Consider the following 16212-nt stretch of genomic DNA (forward strand, 5'->3'; position numbering starts at 1 on the left):
TGAGCTGCTGGACGAGCTGAACCGCAACACCAACCAGGACACGTAGAGGAGGTGCGAGGATGGCCAAGAGTGGGCTGACGATCACGCTCGAAATCGACGGCGTACGCGAGACGCTGGCGGCGTTCCGGGACCTGCCCAAGCAGGCCACCGACAAGCTCCGGGACGCGGCCGGCCAAATTGCCGACGACCTGTTGCCCGCAGTCCGCTCGGCCGCCCGGTCGGACCTCTCGCCGCAGTCCGCGCTGGTTGCCTCGACGGCCAAGGTTCGGCGCGACCGGATCCCGGTATTGGTTGCCGGTGGCACCAAACGGCTCGGCGTGAACCGCGCTCCGGCCTACAAGCTGCTGTTCGGTTCAGAGTTCGGGTCGACTCAGTATGACCAGTTCCACAAGTTCCACCAGGGCAAGCAGGGGTCCTGGTTCTTCCCGGTGATCGAGGCCGAGGCCGCGCGCATCTCGGACGCCTGGAACGCGGCGGCCGACGCCATCATTCGAGAATTCAACGGGGGTGAGTGATGGCGTCGGGACTCCGCACCGTCAGTATCAAGTTCAACGGTGACGCCAAGGGCCTCGAACAGGCCGCGGACAAGGCAGAGAAGGGCCTGCGGACAGTCGGTGACCGGGCCGAGAATCTTGACGACAAGTCGAGCAAGGCCACCGACTCGCTCGGTGCGCTCTCGTCCGGGTTTGAGCTGGTCGGCCTGGACAAGTACGCGGGCGGACTTCAGTCGGTTGCCCTGGCCACAGACTTTATGTCCGGTGTGGGCACGGGCCTGAACCTGGTGATGAACCTGTCTGCGGTGCAGTTCATCCGGGCCAAGGTCGCCGCGCTCGCGTACGCCGCGCAACAGAAGGCGGTCGCCGTAGCGACCAAGGCATGGACGGCTGGTCAATGGCTGCTGAACGCGGCCATGACCGCCAACCCGCTCGGCCTGGTCGTGCTCGGGATCATTGCGTTGATTGCGATTGTTGTATTGGCATGGAAGCGCAGCACGACGTTTCGTCTGATCGTGACTGGCGCGTTCAACGCGGTCAAGGCCGCTGCCGTTGCCGTAGGCAAGTTCTTCACGGGCACGCTGTGGCCGGGCATCAAGTGGGTCTGGGACAAGATCAGTGGCGGCGCCGTGGCGGCCAAGAATGGCGTAGTCGGCGCGTTCAACGCGACGGTCGGATTCGTCAAGGGCCTGCCTAAGCGGATCACGTCGGCCAGCTCCGGGATGTGGAACGGTATTACCGGTGCATTTAAGTCCTCCATCAATTGGGTAGTCGGCAAATGGAATAACCTTTCTTTCACTATTCCTGGCGTCGACACGCACATTCCCGGGGTCGGCACGGTCGGCGGGTTCACCCTGAACACGCCCAATATCCCGATGCTGGCCCGAGGCGGCACCGCGCTGCGGTCCGGCCTGGCCCTGGTCGGTGAGAACGGCCCCGAGTTCCTGAACCTGCCCCGAGGCGCCTCGGTCGTGCCGCTCGACCAGGCCGACGGCGGGCCGAGCGTGCTTGAGGCGCACATCGAGATCGGCGGCGAGGTCGTGCGCGTGGTCCAGGTCGAGCTCAAGAAACGCGACCGGGCGCTACGGCGTACCGTGCGGGCGGGGGCGGCGGCATGACGCTGACGCTGACCTATGACCCGGTGCTGTCCCGTATCCGCCTGGCCGGATCGTTCCTGAGCCCGGCCGTGTCGGCGGTGTTCGAGCGCTCGACCAATGGCGGCGTGCGCTGGACGGCGGTCCGTGGTGGGCTGTCGGTCCCGGTCGTGGCGCAGACCGCCAACGCCGACGATTACGAGTTCCCTGCGGGCGAACCGGTGAGTTACCGGTTGCGCGGCCTCGACGGGTCCGGCAGCACGCTGTTCACTGACACCGCCTCGACCACACAAGACGTTGACCTGGCCTGGTTGAAGGTGCCTGCGGCGCCGTACCTCAACCGGCCGGTGATCGTGGTTGACCGATCCGACGTGACCAGGCGGGCCCGGCAAGGTCTGTTCCAGGTGGTCGGTCGCACCCTGCCGGTAGCGGTGGGCGATGTGGCGTCGAGCCTGGCCTACAGCGCGCAGCTCATGACCGAGACGCTGGCCGAGGAGCGTGACCTGGACTATCTGTTTGCCTCGGGGGAGATCGTGTTCCTACAGCTTCCCTCGGCCGCGCAGCACCTGCCTGGCGGGTATTTCGCCGTGGGTGACACGTCGCGGCGGCCGACGCTGCGCACGTCACCGCGGCGGCTGTGGGACGTGCCTCTGACCGAGGTTGCGGCGCCCGGCCCCGAGGTCGTCGGCTCGACGTACACGTGGACCTCGGTCCTGGCCGACTACGCGACCTGGGCCGACCTGCTGGCCGCCAACGCGACCTGGGCCGACCTCCTCGAGCGCGTCGGCTCACCAGAGGACGTGATCGTGCCATGAGGCCGGTATCCGAGCGGTTCCTGTCGACGCTGCGTGGCAGTCACCTGGCGGTGTTCCGGGCGCGCGTACATCACACGTTCGTGATCAGTCCCGACAATAACGACCCGGGCGGAACCGAAATCCCCATCCTGGGCGGCGATGTGAAGTACAGCGCGACCGCCGACATTCGCTCGACGCTGAGCCTGACCACCGTGTGGCCCTGGCCGGTGTCGGCGGCCGATGAACTGGCGCCGTACAGCCACTATGTGTACGTCGAGCGCGGCCTGGCCTACGGCAACGGCCAACGCGAATGGGTCGGCCTCGGTTACTACCGCATCGACACGATCGAGCAGGACGAGGCGCCTGACGGCGTGATCGAGCTGTCAGGGTCCGACCGCAGCGCAGGGCTACGGGATGGCCGGTTCCTGGCCCCGCAACAGTTCCCGTCGACCATGACCAACGGCGACCTGGTGAACAGCCTCATTTGGGGTGTCTACTTCTTCGCCGGGATCATCGAGTGGGATGACCCCGACGTGCGAGACGACACGATCAACCGCACGATCGTGGCCGAGGACGACCGCCTCGGGACGCTGCAAGACCTGATCACGTCGCTGGGCAAGATTGGCTATTGGGATCACCGCGGAATCTTCGTCATCAAGACTCCACCGTCGACCGAGGGCGCGCCGAGCTGGACTGTCGACGCCGGGCGCGAGGGCGTGCTGGTGCAGATGAGCCGCGGGCTGACCCGTGAACGGGTCTACAACGCCGTAGTGGCCACTGGTGAGGCCGGAGACACCACCGCGCCCGTGCGTGGCGTGGCGTATAACCTCGACCCGGCCAGCCCTACCTACTACAACGGCGGGTTCGGCAAGGTCCCGATGTTCTACAGCTCGCAGTTCCTCACCACCAACGCGCAGGCGCAGAACGCGGCCGAGACGCTGCTACGCCAACAGCTCGGTTTGCCGTACCAGGTCGAGCTGTCCAGCGTTCCCAACCCGGCCATAGAGCCGTACGACGTGCTGGCCGTGGGCTATCCCGCGGCGTCCCGGTCCGGGTCACTGCGGACCGAGACGCACGTGGTTGATGAGGTCACCATCCCGCTCACGCCGGACGATCCGGTCAAGCTCAAGACGCGCGAACAGCAAGCCGTACTGATCGGGGGTGACGCATGATCACCGACGACCTGGCCCCGCTGTTCGGCACGTCCGGCCCGGGCGTGCGGTTCCGGCAAGGCACGGTGCTGTCCTGGAATCCCAACACCGGACAGAACACCGTCGACATGGGCGGCGGAACGCTGACTGACGTGCCGATCTTGAACACGGGCGAGGCCATCGCGCTCAAGGCCGGCCATGTCGTCGGCCTGCTCGGTCAGGGCGCGTCCTGGTTCATCATCGGCCGGGTCACCCCGCCCAACGACCCGAACTTTGCGGGCGCGTCGGTGGCGTTCGGCAGCGCGCTCGACTTCCGGACCAACTTCGCCCAGCCCGCCGAATACACACAGCAGGCGGCCAAGAGCATCGCCGTTCCGGCGTGGGCCGATGAGGCCGCGGTGACGGTCATGGCCTCGGTGAGCCTGGTCAACAGCACGGCCAGCCGCCAACAGGCGTTGGCTTACGCGGGCATTAACGGGCTGACCGGATCGGCCATGTCGCTCGGCCTCGACGCCGACGCGGTTTTTCCGATGGGCGCGTTGGCCGCGTTCAACACGGCGGTGCTGCCCACCCCTGGCCCGACCATCACCGTGCAGTGCTACGCCGACTGCACCGCAGCGCTGGCCGCCTCCGCGTTCCACGTGGCGACCGTGAACGCAATTGCCATTTTCCGCTCGATTGCATAGGAGACCTGACCATGCCTGGCGCAACGCCCAACTACGGCTGGCCGTACCAGTTGCTCAGTGACGCCCCGGACGGCCCCGACCTCGGCAAGGACCTGGCCGAGGCCATCGACACGACGCTCAAGGCGGTCGATACGGCGATCCAGGCCGAGCTCGCACTCAAGACCGACCAGGCCACGTACAAGGGTGGCCGCAGCGGCTTCACCACCGATGCATCCGGGCGGGCGACGATCACGCATGGCATGGGCGGCACGCCGGTATGGGTGGTGCTCACCAGCGACAACACGGGCACCTATTGGGTCTCGCTGGTGGCCCGGACCGCGACCACGTTTACGGTCCAGGTGAACAGTAAGGACGCCGGGGTGCTGGTCAGTAGCGCGTTTACCGTGCACTGGTTCGCCGGGCTCGTCTGATGGGTGAGGCACCAGACGGCAGCATCGTCATTACGCCGAAAGAGTTCTACGACGGCGTACGCCAGGACGTGTCCGACATCAAGACGGCCCTGGCCCCGCTCGACCAGCTCACCCGCGACGTGGCCGACTTGAGGCGGCGTGTGTCCGCGCTCGAAACCCGCGTGCTGGTGGCGTCCGGGTTCGCCATGGCGGTCGGCATGGCCGCGGGCTGGCTCATCCCCCATCTACTGAAGTGAGGACCCCCCATGAGCTATGTCGGCTACAACGACCAGGGCGGCCGGTATTACCTCGCAGCGTCCCTGGTTGCGCTGTTCCGCGAGATCGATGCGCTCTGGCCGCAGCGCGACCGCGGGACAGACGGTTGGATCGGTGATGCGTCCCACCAGGCGCGCGAGTCCGACCACAACCCGGACTGGTCGGCCGGTGGCGTCGTCCGGGCCGACGACATCGACAAGGACGGCATCGACGTGCCCGAGCTGCTGGACGCGCTGACCGGTGACGCCCGGGTTGAGTACGTGATCCACAACCGCCGCATGATGCGCAGTTACGCCAAGACCATCGACGGCCACACCTACAAGCCGTGGGAGTGGGCGCCGTACTACGGCGACAACCCCCACACCGGACACGTGCACGTGTCGATCAAGCACACGCGCTCGGCCGAGACCGATACCGCCGCCTGGTTCAAGGCGGCCCAACCCGAGGACGACATGGCAAACGCAGACGACATCCTGGCCGAGATCCAGGCCTTCCGCACCGAGGAAAGGGCGCGATACAACACCGAGACCGACCGGTGGAAGGCCGAGGCCGACCGGTGGGCGGTTGAGGCCAAGCGGTTCGCGGCGCTGTTCGCCCGCAACGTCGACCCGCAGGAGCTGGCGGCGGCGGTCGTGGCCAAGCTTCCGGCCGGAGCCGTCGACCAGGCCACGGTAGAGGCCGGTGTCCGGGCCGTGCTGCTCGACGCGGCCACCGAGTGATGAGCCGCCTGGTGGCCGCGCTGCGGCGCAACCCGGTCCGGGCCTACCTGTACGGCCTGGCCCTGCCGGGCGAGGCGCTGGCCGTGTCCTATGGCCTGGTCAACGACAACCAGGGCGCGCTGTGGCTCGGCCTGGCCGCCGCGCTGCTGCTGGTGCCCGGCGTCGAGACCGTCCGGGCCAAGGTGACCCCGACCAGTGACCCGAGAGACGATGCCGGGCGCCCGCTGGTGCCGCTGCGTACGGGCGGCCCGATCCCGCCACCGCCCGGCCTCTGACCGCAAATCTTCCGGTCGACAGCTGCACCTCGAGTGTCCTCGGCCGCAAGATTTCCGGCCAGACACAGCAGAACGCCCGTCCCGAACTGCGACCGGGACGGGCGTTCTATGTTGCCGGGCGGCGATGGGGCTTGCCTCGGGATCATCGGGACCGCGAGTACGCCGACCGGTGCCCTGTTACTCGGCGGGTGGCTTGGGCGGGAACCAGAAACCGACCCCGCTGTCGACCACCTTTGGCAGCGCAGCGCGCAAGGTCGCGATGACCTCGCGCGCCTGGTCCCGGTCCAGCTCCGGGTCGGCCAGCGCGCTGTCGGCCGCGGCGACCGCCGCGGCGGCCTCGACCACGGTACGGCGCAGCTCGGCAATCATGGCCCGTTGCGTCTCGGTGGCCGGTGGTGGTGTGCTCATGCCTACGGATCGTAGCGTCATGCGGCATCGAGTCCAACGGCCAGCACGGCGGCCCGCATCGCGTCCGGTGGCGTCTGGACGTAGCGCGCGGTCGTCTCGGGCTTGCTGTGGCCGAGTAGTTCCTGGACCGCCCGTAGGTCCCGGTCGGCGGCGTACGCGGCGCTGGCGAACCGGTGCCGCAGGGTGTGCCCGGTCCATTTCCCGGCCAGCAACCGGTCGAGGACCCGCCCGATGGTGTCGGGCGTGACGTGCCCGTGCTTGCCCGGGAACAGGTAGCCGTCCGGCCGAATCTGCGAGTCGAACCTGTAACCGCTGCCGTGCTGGCCGATCTGACGCCGCGCGATCTCGGCCCGGACCGCGTAGGTCAGGTCCGGGTGGATCGGGACCGCGCGGTCGTGCCCTCCCTTGCCGTGCACCAGGAGGAGACCGGTCGACCAGTTGAAATCGACCGTGTGCACCTGGGCGATCTCGGCCCGCCGCAGCCCGCCATACCCGGCCAGCATGAGGATGAGCCTGTCTCGGTCGGTCGCCTGCCAGAGCGCGTCGCGCAGCACGTTGTCGGGCGCCGGCCGCGGCAGCGCCCGCGCCGGGGTCACCTTCGGCAGGCGCCGGGTCGGGTCGGCCCGCTCGGTGATTCGGTCCGTGTCGACAGCCCACCGGTAGAACGCCACCAGGGACGACCGGGCCGACTTGCGCGTCTCGGCCGACCAGCTCTCGTTGGCCATGAACCGCAACAGGTCGTCGAGTCGCACCTGGAACGGGTCGCCGCAGGATTGCGCGTCCCGGCCGCAGTCCGATTCCCAGCACTCACTGGCAAAGCGGCCGACCCAGTACGTGCGGAGTCGGATCGTTTCTGGTGAGCGGTTGGCGGCCCGCAGGTACCCCGCGAACCCGTCGACGGCCTGGCTCCAGCTCGGGCGCAGTGTCATTCTCACGTCTTGCTCTCCGTTCACCCCCGTGTTGCCTCTTACCGGAGGGGAAATCGGTTGCACTGTCGCGTCCGTTACGGATTGTGTCGTGACCGACATGGGCGTTACGCCGCGGCGGGCGCCGAGTAGGCAGGTCGACGCGGATAACCGGCAGGTTACTGGTTCGAGTCCAGTCGCGGGAGCAACCCACCAGCCGGCCTCCTCCAGGAGCCGGCTCTTTTCATTGCTCGGTGCCCTCGCGGCCTGCCTTCCTCGCCCAGTGCGGCCTCACATCTCCGTCCCTCGATCGTGGACAGGTTCGCCTGTTGGCTGGCATCGGCCTCGGACGTACCGTGAGCGCATGTCCGAAGGGGGCTCGGGCGGATGAGAGGGGGAACCGATGTCGAATTCAGCGGCGCAGAGGGCACGAGTTGCGACTGCGATCAGCGTGATCAAATGGATCCTGATCGCGCTGGCGATCACCACCGGCGCGGTCAGTGTGCTCGCGGCAGTCCTGGACGACGGAGCGAACTCGATCACAGTCGCGCTCGCCGTAGCAGCTGGGACGGCCGTGTGGTCACTGTTCGTGTGGGTACTGTTCGGTTGGTTCGAACACACGCTGATGGCGCTGGTCACGATCAGCAGGAACACGGCCGTGGCCGTGCCGGCGTCTCGGTACGACGTACCGCCGGCACCCTACGAACCAACAGTCTGAAGCGCTCCGAGCGAATCGACGCAACCCGCAACCACCTGTCAGATGTCAGGACCCGTTCGCCTGGATGTCAGAAGTCATGGACCTGATCGCGGGCGTAGTACAAGAAGCCGGTCCCTCCATGGGACCGGCTTTCTGCATGCCTGCAGGCCCGGCGTGCGGTCGCGTCTCCTCAGAGCACAATCTGCACCCGGCACTCCTCAGGAGTCAGCGTTATTTGCCCTTCTTGCGGTCGATGGCGCGCTGAATCCGGTCCTGCGGCTGACCGGTCAACTTGGCCAGCAGCGGCACCCGATACTTGTACGCCGCGATCGCGCCCACTACGAGGATGAGGAAAATGAACCAGCCCATCGGTGTTCCCTTCGTCGGACCTGCCTCCATCATGCCTGGTCCGCCCCACCTACCCCTCAGTCAAACCCCTGACGCACCCCTGGTTTCCCCACTCCCCCACACCCACCAGATACCATCTGCCGAGCACGGGGCGGTAGCTCAGCTGGTTAGAGCAGGGGACTCATAATCCCTGGGTCGCGGGTTCGAGTCCCGCCCGCCCTACCCGCAAAGCCGCAGGTCACAGGCTTTGCGCCTGACGGCAGTCAGCAGCGGTTCGGCGTCATGACATCCCTCATGACGCCAACCGTCCGCTGCCGCCCGCAACCTGGCAGGCCCACCTCAGCCCCGCAAGCGCAACGCGGCCGCGTTGACCCGTTGCCATCTGGGGCGCTGCGCGTCCGGGTGTACGCGGGCCGGGACCCCCGTGATGCGGAGGAAGCTGTACCTGACCGACACGGTTCCGCCCGACCCGAAGCAGGCCGACGTTGCCGAGCAGGTCCGCACCCGATTTCTGAATCAGGTCGACGAAAAGCGCAATCCAAAGACGCGAGCGACCGTCGACCAGCTCATGAGAAGTACCTCGACGTCGACATCCAGACAAAGCGCGGCTACCTGTCGAAGTACAACACCCACATCAAGCCCTTGCTCGGCTCAACGCAACTTACGCGGCTCGACGTCGAGACACTCGACACCTTCTACTCCAAGCTGCGCCGCTGCCGCATCCACTGCCGAGGCCGCAAGAAAGACATCGAGCACCGAACGACCCGGCCACACAACTGTGATGAGCACGAAGGCAACCGCTGCCCCCGCAACAACCCGGACGGATGCCGGCGGTGCCGCCGGATGTGCAAGCCGCACGTGTGCAAGGGCCTGGCCGATTCATCCGTCCGGCAGATCCACTGGATCCTGAGCGGCGCCCTGGACCGTGCGGTCGTTTGGAAGTGGATCTCTGTGAACCCAGCCGAGCACGCGGACAAGCCAGGGCTCCCACCTCCGAATCCACAGCCGCCGACCGCCGATGAAGTCGGCCGACTGCTCACCGCGGCATGGGAGGAAGACGAGGACTGGGGATCGTTTCTGTCGACGAAGACGACGACAGGAATCCGCCGTGGAGAGATGTGCTCACTGCGCTGGAGCGACCGCGAACGCAGGAAAGATGCACCGTCGGTCCTGCGGGTCGAGCGGTCGATCTTCGTCAACGATGACGGCGAGCTGGAGGAGAAGGACACCAAAACTCACCAGCAACGGCGAGTCCTCCTCGATCCCGTGCCTGACGAGATCCTCGACGAACAAGAGCAGAGGGCCAGGAAGCGCGCCGCGGCTGCGGGCATCGCGTTCAATCCCGACGGATTCATCTACTCCCCCGTTCCCGACGCGAGCGCCCCGCACCACCCAGACACGCTGTCAAAGCGGTACGCGAGACTCGCGAAACGTCTCGGGATTCACAGCACGCTCAAGAATCACCGCCACTACAACGCAACCGGGCTGATCAACGCCGGCTACAACGTACGCGCAACGGCTGGGCGCCTAGGCCACTCCGGCGGCGGGACCACGACGCTTCGCGTATACACGGCATGGTGGTCAGAGGCTGACCAGCGCGCCGCCGGATCGACGCCAACTCGGGTGCCGCCCAGGCCAACGCCAGCCGAGTCGGCGGCCCGGAATTCCCTGCCGCAGACACCAAACGCCTTGGACGAGGACCTCCGGCCGTATCAGCGGATTGCCGCAGATCTACGGGGCGCGATCGACTCCGGCATCCTGTCCCCCGGCGATCCCCTGCCGAGCGAGAAGTCTCTGGCTGAGCGGTACGGCGCGGCGCCGAGCACCGCGCACCGTGCTGTGGCTCTGCTCGTCGCAGCAGGATTGGTCACTGCCTCGCGCGGCCGTCGCGCGAGGGGTGCCTATCGGCGGCGAGGCACCGTTTTCCGCCTCCGTGATCGAGCTTGTGCGGTCCACCCAGTCATAGCCTTGACCGCCGGACCCGACCGCTAGGCTCTCGTGGACAACCTTTGTCAGCTGGGCCACAGGTCTCCCGCCTGAACCTAACCGACCTTGCTACCGCCTTGCGGACCTAGGGCTGGAGTCCGTTGAGAGCCTTCCGCGCGCCCTCTATACGAGCGGTAGAGGACTCGATTTCGCGTTGCGAACCGGGTCACCCCGCAACAGTGCCGCCGATGCTGAAAACCCACTGTGCAAACTCAGTCAGGGCCGCCGGCTGCGGTTCGCGCACCGTCGGATAGTACGGCTTGTCAGAGATGCGGGGGAACGAGGCGGCAAGTCGCCGGTCCATCTCGGCGACGAGAGTGTCATCGATGACGCTCTCCCGCAGGTAGCCCCGGTTCACGGTCATGGTGTCGTTGCTGTAGACGACATACAGCGAGCGGTGTCCTGTCCTGGGCGAGTATGGGTAGTCAAGCGAGACCGACGCCGAGTTCGGGTTGAGCCGGATCGACGCTCCTGGTGTTCTCGTCCAGTTGTCGAGGATCTCCGCGAGGCGGTCCCTTGACTCGGGTGGGCACGACTCCAGAAACCCAGTGACGGTCCGCGTGCTCACGCTGCCGACGACCTGGATCTCCGCAAGCCAGGTGTTCGGTCGCGATACGATCTCGAACCTGGGCACATAGTGGCCACCGACCTTTTCGACGGCCAGCTTCACCAGGAAAACGGCGATGCCCTTGTTAGGCCCGAGCTCTTCGTACGCGGTGTTGAGGTAGTCGGCGACCGCCACGAACTCGCGGCGGTGATCCTCGGCGATCACAACGAGCGCGCCAGCCTCAAGCCCTACGGCGTAAGCCAGACCGCGCGTGAGGTGATCATGGTCGGTCTTGCTGAACTGATTCTCGATCGCAACAAGGGTGTTGGCCGGCGTGCGGGCGAGAATGTCGAGGCTTCGCCCCACATCCGGGATCGGGACTTCCACACCAACCAGTTCCAGGGGCCCTAGCCCCAGAACGTCGAGCCAGTCGAGGTTGTCCTTCAGCCAAGGAGTGAAGTCCGTCGCCTCGCCAATCCATACAGAACGGACAGCGGCGGCCTCAGGACGGACAAGGAGATCGATTGGCCGCGACTCCGTGGTCATGGCACCATCATCGCCCATACCACCACCGCCGCGCAGAACGGAGAACTCACCGGCGCACAATGCAACCGCACCACGCCGGCCGGGCGGGAGCCTAGGTCAGGACCCCGACCGCCGGTCGTCTGCGGAGCGCAAGCGCTTATCACTAGCCCATGCGAGTTGGAGTTGGCGACCTTCTCATTACGAGTCCGTTGCCTTGAGCCCCAATCGCCCGACGACCACCGACCTTCAGCAGTGATCGTGCTCAGTGATCGGGGTCGTTGACGGCTGTTCTGGGCTCTTCGGGGCACCACGGGCGCACGATTGGGGTCGGCTACCTGAGCCCGTCTTGTGATCTCGTAGCCGCGCTGCCGGGCTCTGGCTGGGCGCGCTACTCAGCTCGGTCGAGGTCATCTTCGGCGACACGAACGCGAACGCAGACCCACCATCTCGCGTGCGCATCCTGAGTCCGAAGTAGTCGGCGGTCGGCTACATTCTGGTGGGTGCCGGCGCACTTGGTCTCGTGCTGGCGATCTTCTTGTCCAGCCGCTCCTCGCGGACCACCCAAACCGTGGTCCGCGAGGAGCGCTTGGATGATCCCCGCGACCCGCGACTCTAATCCCGGCGACCGATGTCTCACCCCGGGTCGCTCGGTCACAGACACGGTGACTCGAACGCCCCGGACTGATCGGTGATCGCGGTTTGGTGCGGGGTACCGGTTAGCAGTTCGGGGATCACACGCCGGTCGTCTGCCGGCCTGACAGATGGGATGGGCCATGGGCCTCATTCTGTGGATCATCGCGGCGATTCTCGTGATCGCCGGCATCTTCTCGCTCGTGCGCGGACAGCTCATCTGGGGCATCGCGCTCATCATCATCGGGCTGCTGGTCGGCCCTGGTGGCGTCAGCATCTTCACCTGAGCAGCTTCCGCCGCCTACCGCACCCGCCGCGAGCCGCATGCGCCCACGTCTCAGCGACCCGCGAACGCACAGTTAGCGGACCGGAACGTTCCGGAATAGCCTGACGATCTGGGGCAAGCCGAGGAACGTGGACTGACGCCTTGCGCGCCGCGGTCCTTCGGTGGGATGGCGTCGAGAAAGTTGCGGTGTCATACCGTAACCGCGCATCTTGGGTGGGGATGCCGCTGTGTCTCAGCCGGGCGAGTTGAATCGCTACGTGTCGAGGCCGCAGGTGACCAGGCGCTGGCTGACCAAAATGGCAGCCGATGCGTGGGCGCGGCTGGCGGCGCCGCTGCGCCGGCTGACGTCCCGGCGCCACAGCCTGGTTCAGCGAGTCGCGCAGACCGCGCGCGACCTGGCCCAACAGCAAGGACGCGCTAGATTTGCAACAAGCCGCACTTTGGTGGATTGCACCTGCCTACTCCGCGAGAGGTGAACGGTGCCCAGTGCAACGAGATCTGCCGCCGCCGGACCACGCAACCATCAGGCAACAGTGGCCTGATGCAGACACCGACCCTCACTCCCGCCGCCCCGGCCAGAGGGGCAGCCGACCCGGTCGTTGGCCATCACCGAGCCGCAGGTTCGGGTTAGGGATCCAGCGATATCCCGAGCTCGTGCGCTTTGGATCGTACGGCGTCTTCGCTGCGACCCAGGTTGGGCGCGATGATGTGTGGTTGTGGAGCACCCGGCGAGTTCGCGCAGTTGGGTGATGTCGTCGCTCTACGAGTTGGTGTTGTCGCGGATCGCCGTCGGGTCGGTCAATGTGTCTCCGGTGTGAGTGTTTTGGCTGCGGATCTGGTCGTCGCGTGCATCGAGCGCCCTGCGGTGTAATGAGCGGTCGTGCGTTCGGCGGCCGTGGCCGCGGGACCCGTATTGGGCGGGACCGCGGCATCGGCCGCCGAACGGCCGTTTACGCGCAGCCGACTACATACCGGTGCGGTAGGTGTCGTCGTAGTACCCGCCGAGCCGGGTGCGGTAGGCGTCATCGGCTCCGGTGTCCGGGTCGTACTCGGGGGCGGCCTTGATCTGGTCCTTGGTGCGGTCGACGTAAACCTTCTCGTCGTCGTGATCGACCCGCTCGACCACGCCAGCCGGCAGCAGCACCTTGCGGCCGAAGATCCACGGTCCGGTGTCGACCACCAGCCCGGCGATGCCGGGCTGGTCGGTGGCTCCGTCGACCTTGCCGATGTCGCCGTCGGTGGCGGCGATCTTGTATCCGTTCAGGTCGTTGCCCTCGGTGTAGCCGGAAGTCGCTCGGTAGGTCCAGGGGTCGAATGCGTGCATCGACATCGCGGTCTGCCTTTCGGTGCAGTGGGCCGTGGCCCAGCAGGGAGCCCGTGACACGCGTGCAGGCCCGAGACCCGCACCCGGTGTCTCGAGCATTTGGTAGAGCGCCGGTACCCCCACCCATGCGGATCAAGCAACACTCCGCGGGTTCAGCAGGCCGCCGGCCCCGTGGGCTTTGCCGGGAAGCTGGATCGAGCGGACACAGCCGCCAGGGGACGCGGTGTGGTCAAGCCAGGCGCCGTAGTCGCGGTAGAGGCCGCGCGCTGGTTTGCTTCCTCGGTGCCGGACGACGGGTGTGCCGCTTCCCGGGTCGAGTCTAGTGAGATGAATTGGTTGAGGCCTTCAAGGCCGCTTAGGACGTGTTGGGTGCTGCCAGAGATGGTCGTCATCCGCGGCCTCCCTCAAGACGCTTGTCTGTTCGATGCGTTTGGGCGTGGGCACCTGGGAGGGGGTCGCTGGCTCCTTTCTCGAGCGGGAACCAGCTCGCGCTGGCGTGAGTGGACCAGCGTCGGGCCGCAGATCCTTCCGGCCGGCCAAGTAGTTCTGGGGTGTACGGGGGAGCTGGCCGGGAGGATTTGCGGTTGACGGTCGCGTGTCAGGCAGTGATCGCGGCGCGTAGCGTTGGTAGCTGGTTGCGTGTCCTCCCCGATGGAGGTCAGTCAGGCTGACCCCGTGCCGTCCCCGGCCCAGGGCAGTCGTGACGAGCGATCGGACAGTGGGGGTGGGGGCGGGTTCGAGTTCGGCGCTGCCGAACCGGTGGTAGCCGCAGCCGATGCAGTAGCGGCTGGCACACACCCGGTCGTTGTCGTAGTTGCCAGTCGGATCCAGGAGCAGGACGAGGGTGTATTCGTCACCGGGTCGACAACGGCCGGGCAGCCAGACGACCTTCTCATTACGAGGAGGAACGACACCGCCGCATCTAGTGGGTGCGCCCGTTAGTTCGTCGGTGGTTGCCAGGCGGTGGGGTCGGTGAGGTAGAGGCCGCAGGCACAATCGAGGGCCTCGGCTGGGGTGCCGGCAGGGAGGCCGCTGGGCAGGATGGAGTCCTGGTAGGTGTTGTTGCTGGCTTGGTAGATGGCGAATCCCCAGGTGGTGGCGGAGCCGCCGTATCGGAGTCGGAGTAGTGGCATTGTGGTGCCGTCGGGCAGTTCGCCGTCGACGTAGGCGAATGCTCCGCGATGGCGGATGTGCAGACCGGCCAGTTGGGGCCAACGTTCGGCTGCGTGGGTGTGCAGCCGTTGTCGCAGTGAGGTCTTGGTCGAGTCCGGCGGTGTGGCCATGGCTGTCAGCCTGCCATGGCCACACGCGGTGAGTCTGCGCGACCGTGCCGAGATCGTCGGGCACAGTTCCTTGTTCGCAGTGGCAAGGGGACAAGGGACGCGGTGTCGATGCGCAGTCGGTATGTCGTGTGCTTGACCGTTACGCAGCGGTCGGAACTGGAAGCGATCACGCGCAGGGCCTGCGCTGAGCATCGGCAGGTACTACGAGCCCGGATTGTGCTGGCCGCTGCCGACGGTGCGTCCAACGCCGCCATCGGGCGCCGCTTCGCGATCGATGCCGACACCGCCGGCAAGTGGCGCAGGCGATTCTGCCTCGGCGGGCTCGAAGGATTGCTCGATCTGCCGCGAAGCGGGCGGCCGCGCAAGTTCACCGCCGAGGTGGTTGCCGGGGTCAAGGCCTTGGCCTGCGAACTGCCCACTACGGCGGGGATGCCGATGACCCGGTGGAGCTGCCCCGAGTTGGCGCGTGAGGTGGTGACCCGCGGTGTGGTCGAGCAGATCTCGGTCTCGACGGTGCGCCGCTGGCTGGCCGCCGACGCGATCAAGCCCTGGCAGCACCGATCCTGGATCTTTCCCCGCGACCCGTATTTCGCGTCCAAAGCCGCCAGGGTGCTCGATCTCTACGCCCGTACCTTCGACGGTGAGCCGCTCGGCGACAGCGATTTCGTGTTGAGCGCGGATGAGAAACCCGGTGTCCAGGCCCGACACCGCAAACATCCCAGCCTGGAGCCGGCCGCACACCGCCCGATGCGGGTAGAAGCGGAGTACACACGCAAGGGCACGCTGGCCTATTTCGCCGCCTACGACGTGCACCGCGCCCACGTCATCGGCCGTTGCGAGCCCACTACAGGCATCGTCCCGTTCACCCGACTGGTGGACCAGGTCATGTCCAGCGAACCCTATGCCAGCGCCCGGCGGGTGTTCTGGGTCGTCGACAACGGTGCCTCCCACCGCAACTGGGCCGCGGCCCAACGGCTCAACGACGCCTACCCCAACGCGCACATGGTCCACCTGCCCGTGCACGCGTCGTGGCTGAACCAGGTCGAGATCTACTTCTCCGTCGTGCAACGCAAAGCACTTACCCCCGACAACTTCACCGACCTCAACGCCGTCGCGCAACGGCTGGTGGCCTTCCAGGACCACTACAACCGCACCGCCAACCCCCTCGACTGGACCTTCACCCGCACCGACCTCAACAACCTACTCACACGCCTCGGCAACCACGACCCCAGCACGCCACTACCGCTTGCCGCGTAACCACCGACGAACTAACGGGCGCAACCACTAGATTCGGATCGTCGAACATCGCCACCATCGACCGCGGCTTATGACAGAGTTGCACCTCAGAGATGCCCTTCGGGTTGAGAGCTTCGGAACTGTCGCAAGTCCCAATCT

19 protein-coding genes and 1 tRNA gene are annotated in these 16212 nt (G+C 66.6%); 14 read left to right on the forward strand and 6 right to left on the reverse strand.

What is annotated here, in order from left to right; all coding sequences use genetic code 11:
• Nucleotides 1-59 precede the first annotated feature (59 nt).
• The 9 genes from OG817_RS22195 to OG817_RS22235 are packed head-to-tail and all read left to right on the forward strand — an operon-like array spanning nt 60 to nt 5878.
• On the forward strand, nt 60-515 hold the full coding sequence (locus OG817_RS22195; protein WP_406046584.1) for a hypothetical protein: 456 nt from the start codon (nt 60-62) through the stop codon (nt 513-515).
• The gene (locus OG817_RS22200) at nt 515-1612 is read left to right on the forward strand and encodes a hypothetical protein (protein ID WP_406046585.1); all 1098 of its coding nucleotides are present in this window, start codon (nt 515-517) and stop codon (nt 1610-1612) included. Before OG817_RS22195 ends, OG817_RS22200 begins: the two co-directional genes overlap by 1 nt.
• Nucleotides 1609-2403: a hypothetical protein gene (locus OG817_RS22205; protein WP_406046586.1), complete on the forward strand. Its 795-nt coding sequence runs from the start codon at nt 1609-1611 to the stop codon at nt 2401-2403. The genes OG817_RS22200 and OG817_RS22205 overlap by 4 nt, the downstream gene beginning before the upstream one ends.
• Nucleotides 2400-3554 carry a DUF5047 domain-containing protein gene (locus OG817_RS22210; protein ID WP_406046587.1) on the forward strand — a complete coding sequence of 385 codons (1155 nt, stop codon included), beginning with the start codon at nt 2400-2402 and terminating at the stop codon, nt 3552-3554. Before OG817_RS22205 ends, OG817_RS22210 begins: the two co-directional genes overlap by 4 nt.
• Complete coding sequence (locus OG817_RS22215; RefSeq protein ID WP_406046588.1) at nt 3551-4219, forward strand: hypothetical protein; 669 nt, start codon at nt 3551-3553, stop codon at nt 4217-4219. The genes OG817_RS22210 and OG817_RS22215 overlap by 4 nt, the downstream gene beginning before the upstream one ends.
• A gap of 11 nt (nt 4220-4230) precedes the next feature.
• Nucleotides 4231-4629: a hypothetical protein gene (locus OG817_RS22220; protein ID WP_406046589.1), complete on the forward strand. Its 399-nt coding sequence runs from the start codon at nt 4231-4233 to the stop codon at nt 4627-4629.
• Nucleotides 4629-4865, forward strand: coding sequence for a hypothetical protein (locus tag OG817_RS22225; RefSeq protein WP_406046590.1), 237 nt, complete (start codon nt 4629-4631; stop codon nt 4863-4865). The genes OG817_RS22220 and OG817_RS22225 overlap by 1 nt, the downstream gene beginning before the upstream one ends.
• 9 nt (nt 4866-4874) lie before the next feature.
• Complete coding sequence (locus tag OG817_RS22230; protein ID WP_406046591.1) at nt 4875-5603, forward strand: hypothetical protein; 729 nt, start codon at nt 4875-4877, stop codon at nt 5601-5603.
• Nucleotides 5603-5878, forward strand: a complete 276-nt coding sequence (locus OG817_RS22235) for a hypothetical protein (RefSeq protein ID WP_406046592.1) — start codon at nt 5603-5605, stop codon at nt 5876-5878. The genes OG817_RS22230 and OG817_RS22235 overlap by 1 nt, the downstream gene beginning before the upstream one ends.
• A 177-nt stretch (nt 5879-6055) precedes the next feature.
• On the opposite strand, the gene OG817_RS22240 is transcribed toward OG817_RS22235, so the two are convergent.
• On the reverse strand, nt 6056-6286 hold the full coding sequence (locus OG817_RS22240; RefSeq protein ID WP_406046593.1) for a hypothetical protein: 231 nt from the start codon (nt 6284-6286) through the stop codon (nt 6056-6058).
• 17 nt (nt 6287-6303) lie between these two features.
• Nucleotides 6304-7215: a tyrosine-type recombinase/integrase gene (locus OG817_RS22245; protein WP_406057479.1), complete on the reverse strand. Its 912-nt coding sequence runs from the start codon at nt 7213-7215 to the stop codon at nt 6304-6306.
• A 379-nt stretch (nt 7216-7594) separates the two neighbouring features.
• On the opposite strand from OG817_RS22245, the gene OG817_RS22250 reads away from it, so the two are divergent.
• Nucleotides 7595-7909 (forward strand): hypothetical protein, encoded by a 315-nt coding sequence (locus tag OG817_RS22250; RefSeq protein WP_406046594.1) that lies wholly within the window; start codon nt 7595-7597, stop codon nt 7907-7909.
• A gap of 210 nt (nt 7910-8119) precedes the next feature.
• Here OG817_RS22250 and OG817_RS22255 read toward each other — a convergent pair whose 3' ends face one another.
• Nucleotides 8120-8257: a hypothetical protein gene (locus tag OG817_RS22255; RefSeq protein WP_360453030.1), complete on the reverse strand. Its 138-nt coding sequence runs from the start codon at nt 8255-8257 to the stop codon at nt 8120-8122.
• Nucleotides 8258-8384: 127 nt separating this feature from the next.
• Between OG817_RS22255 and OG817_RS22260 the strand changes: the two genes are divergently transcribed.
• Nucleotides 8385-8458 (forward strand) — tRNA-Ile (locus tag OG817_RS22260).
• 621 nt (nt 8459-9079) lie between these two features.
• Complete coding sequence (locus OG817_RS22265; protein ID WP_406046595.1) at nt 9080-10228, forward strand: GntR family transcriptional regulator; 1149 nt, start codon at nt 9080-9082, stop codon at nt 10226-10228.
• Between the two features lie 160 nt (nt 10229-10388).
• Here the strand turns inward: OG817_RS22265 and OG817_RS22270 are convergent, their stop codons facing one another.
• On the reverse strand, nt 10389-11315 hold the full coding sequence (locus tag OG817_RS22270; protein WP_406046596.1) for a hypothetical protein: 927 nt from the start codon (nt 11313-11315) through the stop codon (nt 10389-10391).
• A 752-nt stretch (nt 11316-12067) separates the two neighbouring features.
• Here OG817_RS22270 and OG817_RS22275 point away from each other — a divergent pair.
• Nucleotides 12068-12211: a GPGG-motif small membrane protein gene (locus tag OG817_RS22275; protein ID WP_406046597.1), complete on the forward strand. Its 144-nt coding sequence runs from the start codon at nt 12068-12070 to the stop codon at nt 12209-12211.
• 963 nt (nt 12212-13174) lie between these two features.
• Here the strand turns inward: OG817_RS22275 and OG817_RS22280 are convergent.
• Complete coding sequence (locus tag OG817_RS22280) at nt 13175-13540, reverse strand: PRC-barrel domain-containing protein (RefSeq protein ID WP_406046598.1); 366 nt, start codon at nt 13538-13540, stop codon at nt 13175-13177.
• A 932-nt stretch (nt 13541-14472) separates the two neighbouring features.
• Nucleotides 14473-14817 carry a hypothetical protein gene (locus tag OG817_RS22285; RefSeq protein WP_406046599.1) on the reverse strand — a complete coding sequence of 115 codons (345 nt, stop codon included), beginning with the start codon at nt 14815-14817 and terminating at the stop codon, nt 14473-14475.
• A gap of 108 nt (nt 14818-14925) precedes the next feature.
• Between OG817_RS22285 and OG817_RS22290 the strand changes: the two genes are divergently transcribed.
• Complete coding sequence (locus OG817_RS22290) at nt 14926-16074, forward strand: IS630 family transposase (protein WP_406057481.1); 1149 nt, start codon at nt 14926-14928, stop codon at nt 16072-16074.
• Nucleotides 16075-16212 lie beyond the last annotated feature (138 nt).

Origin of the sequence: Kribbella sp. NBC_00889, from assembly GCF_045207705.1 — a bacterium.
Classification (GTDB): Bacteria; Actinomycetota; Actinomycetes; order Propionibacteriales; family Kribbellaceae; genus Kribbella.

Bases quoted from the DNA above. Each gene is read 5' to 3' on its own strand.
- OG817_RS22195 (WP_406046584.1), top strand. From the start codon at position 60: ATGGCCAAGAGTGGGCTGACGATCACGCTCGAAATCGACGGCGTACGC.
- OG817_RS22200 (WP_406046585.1), top strand. From the start codon at position 515: ATGGCGTCGGGACTCCGCACCGTCAGTATCAAGTTCAACGGTGACGCC.
- OG817_RS22205 (WP_406046586.1), top strand. From the start codon at position 1,609: ATGACGCTGACGCTGACCTATGACCCGGTGCTGTCCCGTATCCGCCTG.
- OG817_RS22210 (WP_406046587.1), top strand. From the start codon at position 2,400: ATGAGGCCGGTATCCGAGCGGTTCCTGTCGACGCTGCGTGGCAGTCAC.
- OG817_RS22215 (WP_406046588.1), top strand. From the start codon at position 3,551: ATGATCACCGACGACCTGGCCCCGCTGTTCGGCACGTCCGGCCCGGGC.
- OG817_RS22220 (WP_406046589.1), top strand. From the start codon at position 4,231: ATGCCTGGCGCAACGCCCAACTACGGCTGGCCGTACCAGTTGCTCAGT.
- OG817_RS22225 (WP_406046590.1), top strand. From the start codon at position 4,629: ATGGGTGAGGCACCAGACGGCAGCATCGTCATTACGCCGAAAGAGTTC.
- OG817_RS22230 (WP_406046591.1), top strand. From the start codon at position 4,875: ATGAGCTATGTCGGCTACAACGACCAGGGCGGCCGGTATTACCTCGCA.
- OG817_RS22235 (WP_406046592.1), top strand. From the start codon at position 5,603: ATGAGCCGCCTGGTGGCCGCGCTGCGGCGCAACCCGGTCCGGGCCTAC.
- OG817_RS22240 (WP_406046593.1), bottom strand. From the start codon at position 6,286: ATGAGCACACCACCACCGGCCACCGAGACGCAACGGGCCATGATTGCC.
- OG817_RS22245 (WP_406057479.1), bottom strand. From the start codon at position 7,215: ATGACACTGCGCCCGAGCTGGAGCCAGGCCGTCGACGGGTTCGCGGGG.
- OG817_RS22250 (WP_406046594.1), top strand. From the start codon at position 7,595: ATGTCGAATTCAGCGGCGCAGAGGGCACGAGTTGCGACTGCGATCAGC.
- OG817_RS22255 (WP_360453030.1), bottom strand. From the start codon at position 8,257: ATGGGCTGGTTCATTTTCCTCATCCTCGTAGTGGGCGCGATCGCGGCG.
- OG817_RS22265 (WP_406046595.1), top strand. From the start codon at position 9,080: ATGTGCAAGCCGCACGTGTGCAAGGGCCTGGCCGATTCATCCGTCCGG.
- OG817_RS22270 (WP_406046596.1), bottom strand. From the start codon at position 11,315: ATGACCACGGAGTCGCGGCCAATCGATCTCCTTGTCCGTCCTGAGGCC.
- OG817_RS22275 (WP_406046597.1), top strand. From the start codon at position 12,068: ATGGGCCTCATTCTGTGGATCATCGCGGCGATTCTCGTGATCGCCGGC.
- OG817_RS22280 (WP_406046598.1), bottom strand. From the start codon at position 13,540: ATGTCGATGCACGCATTCGACCCCTGGACCTACCGAGCGACTTCCGGC.
- OG817_RS22285 (WP_406046599.1), bottom strand. From the start codon at position 14,817: ATGGCCACACCGCCGGACTCGACCAAGACCTCACTGCGACAACGGCTG.
- OG817_RS22290 (WP_406057481.1), top strand. From the start codon at position 14,926: ATGCGCAGTCGGTATGTCGTGTGCTTGACCGTTACGCAGCGGTCGGAA.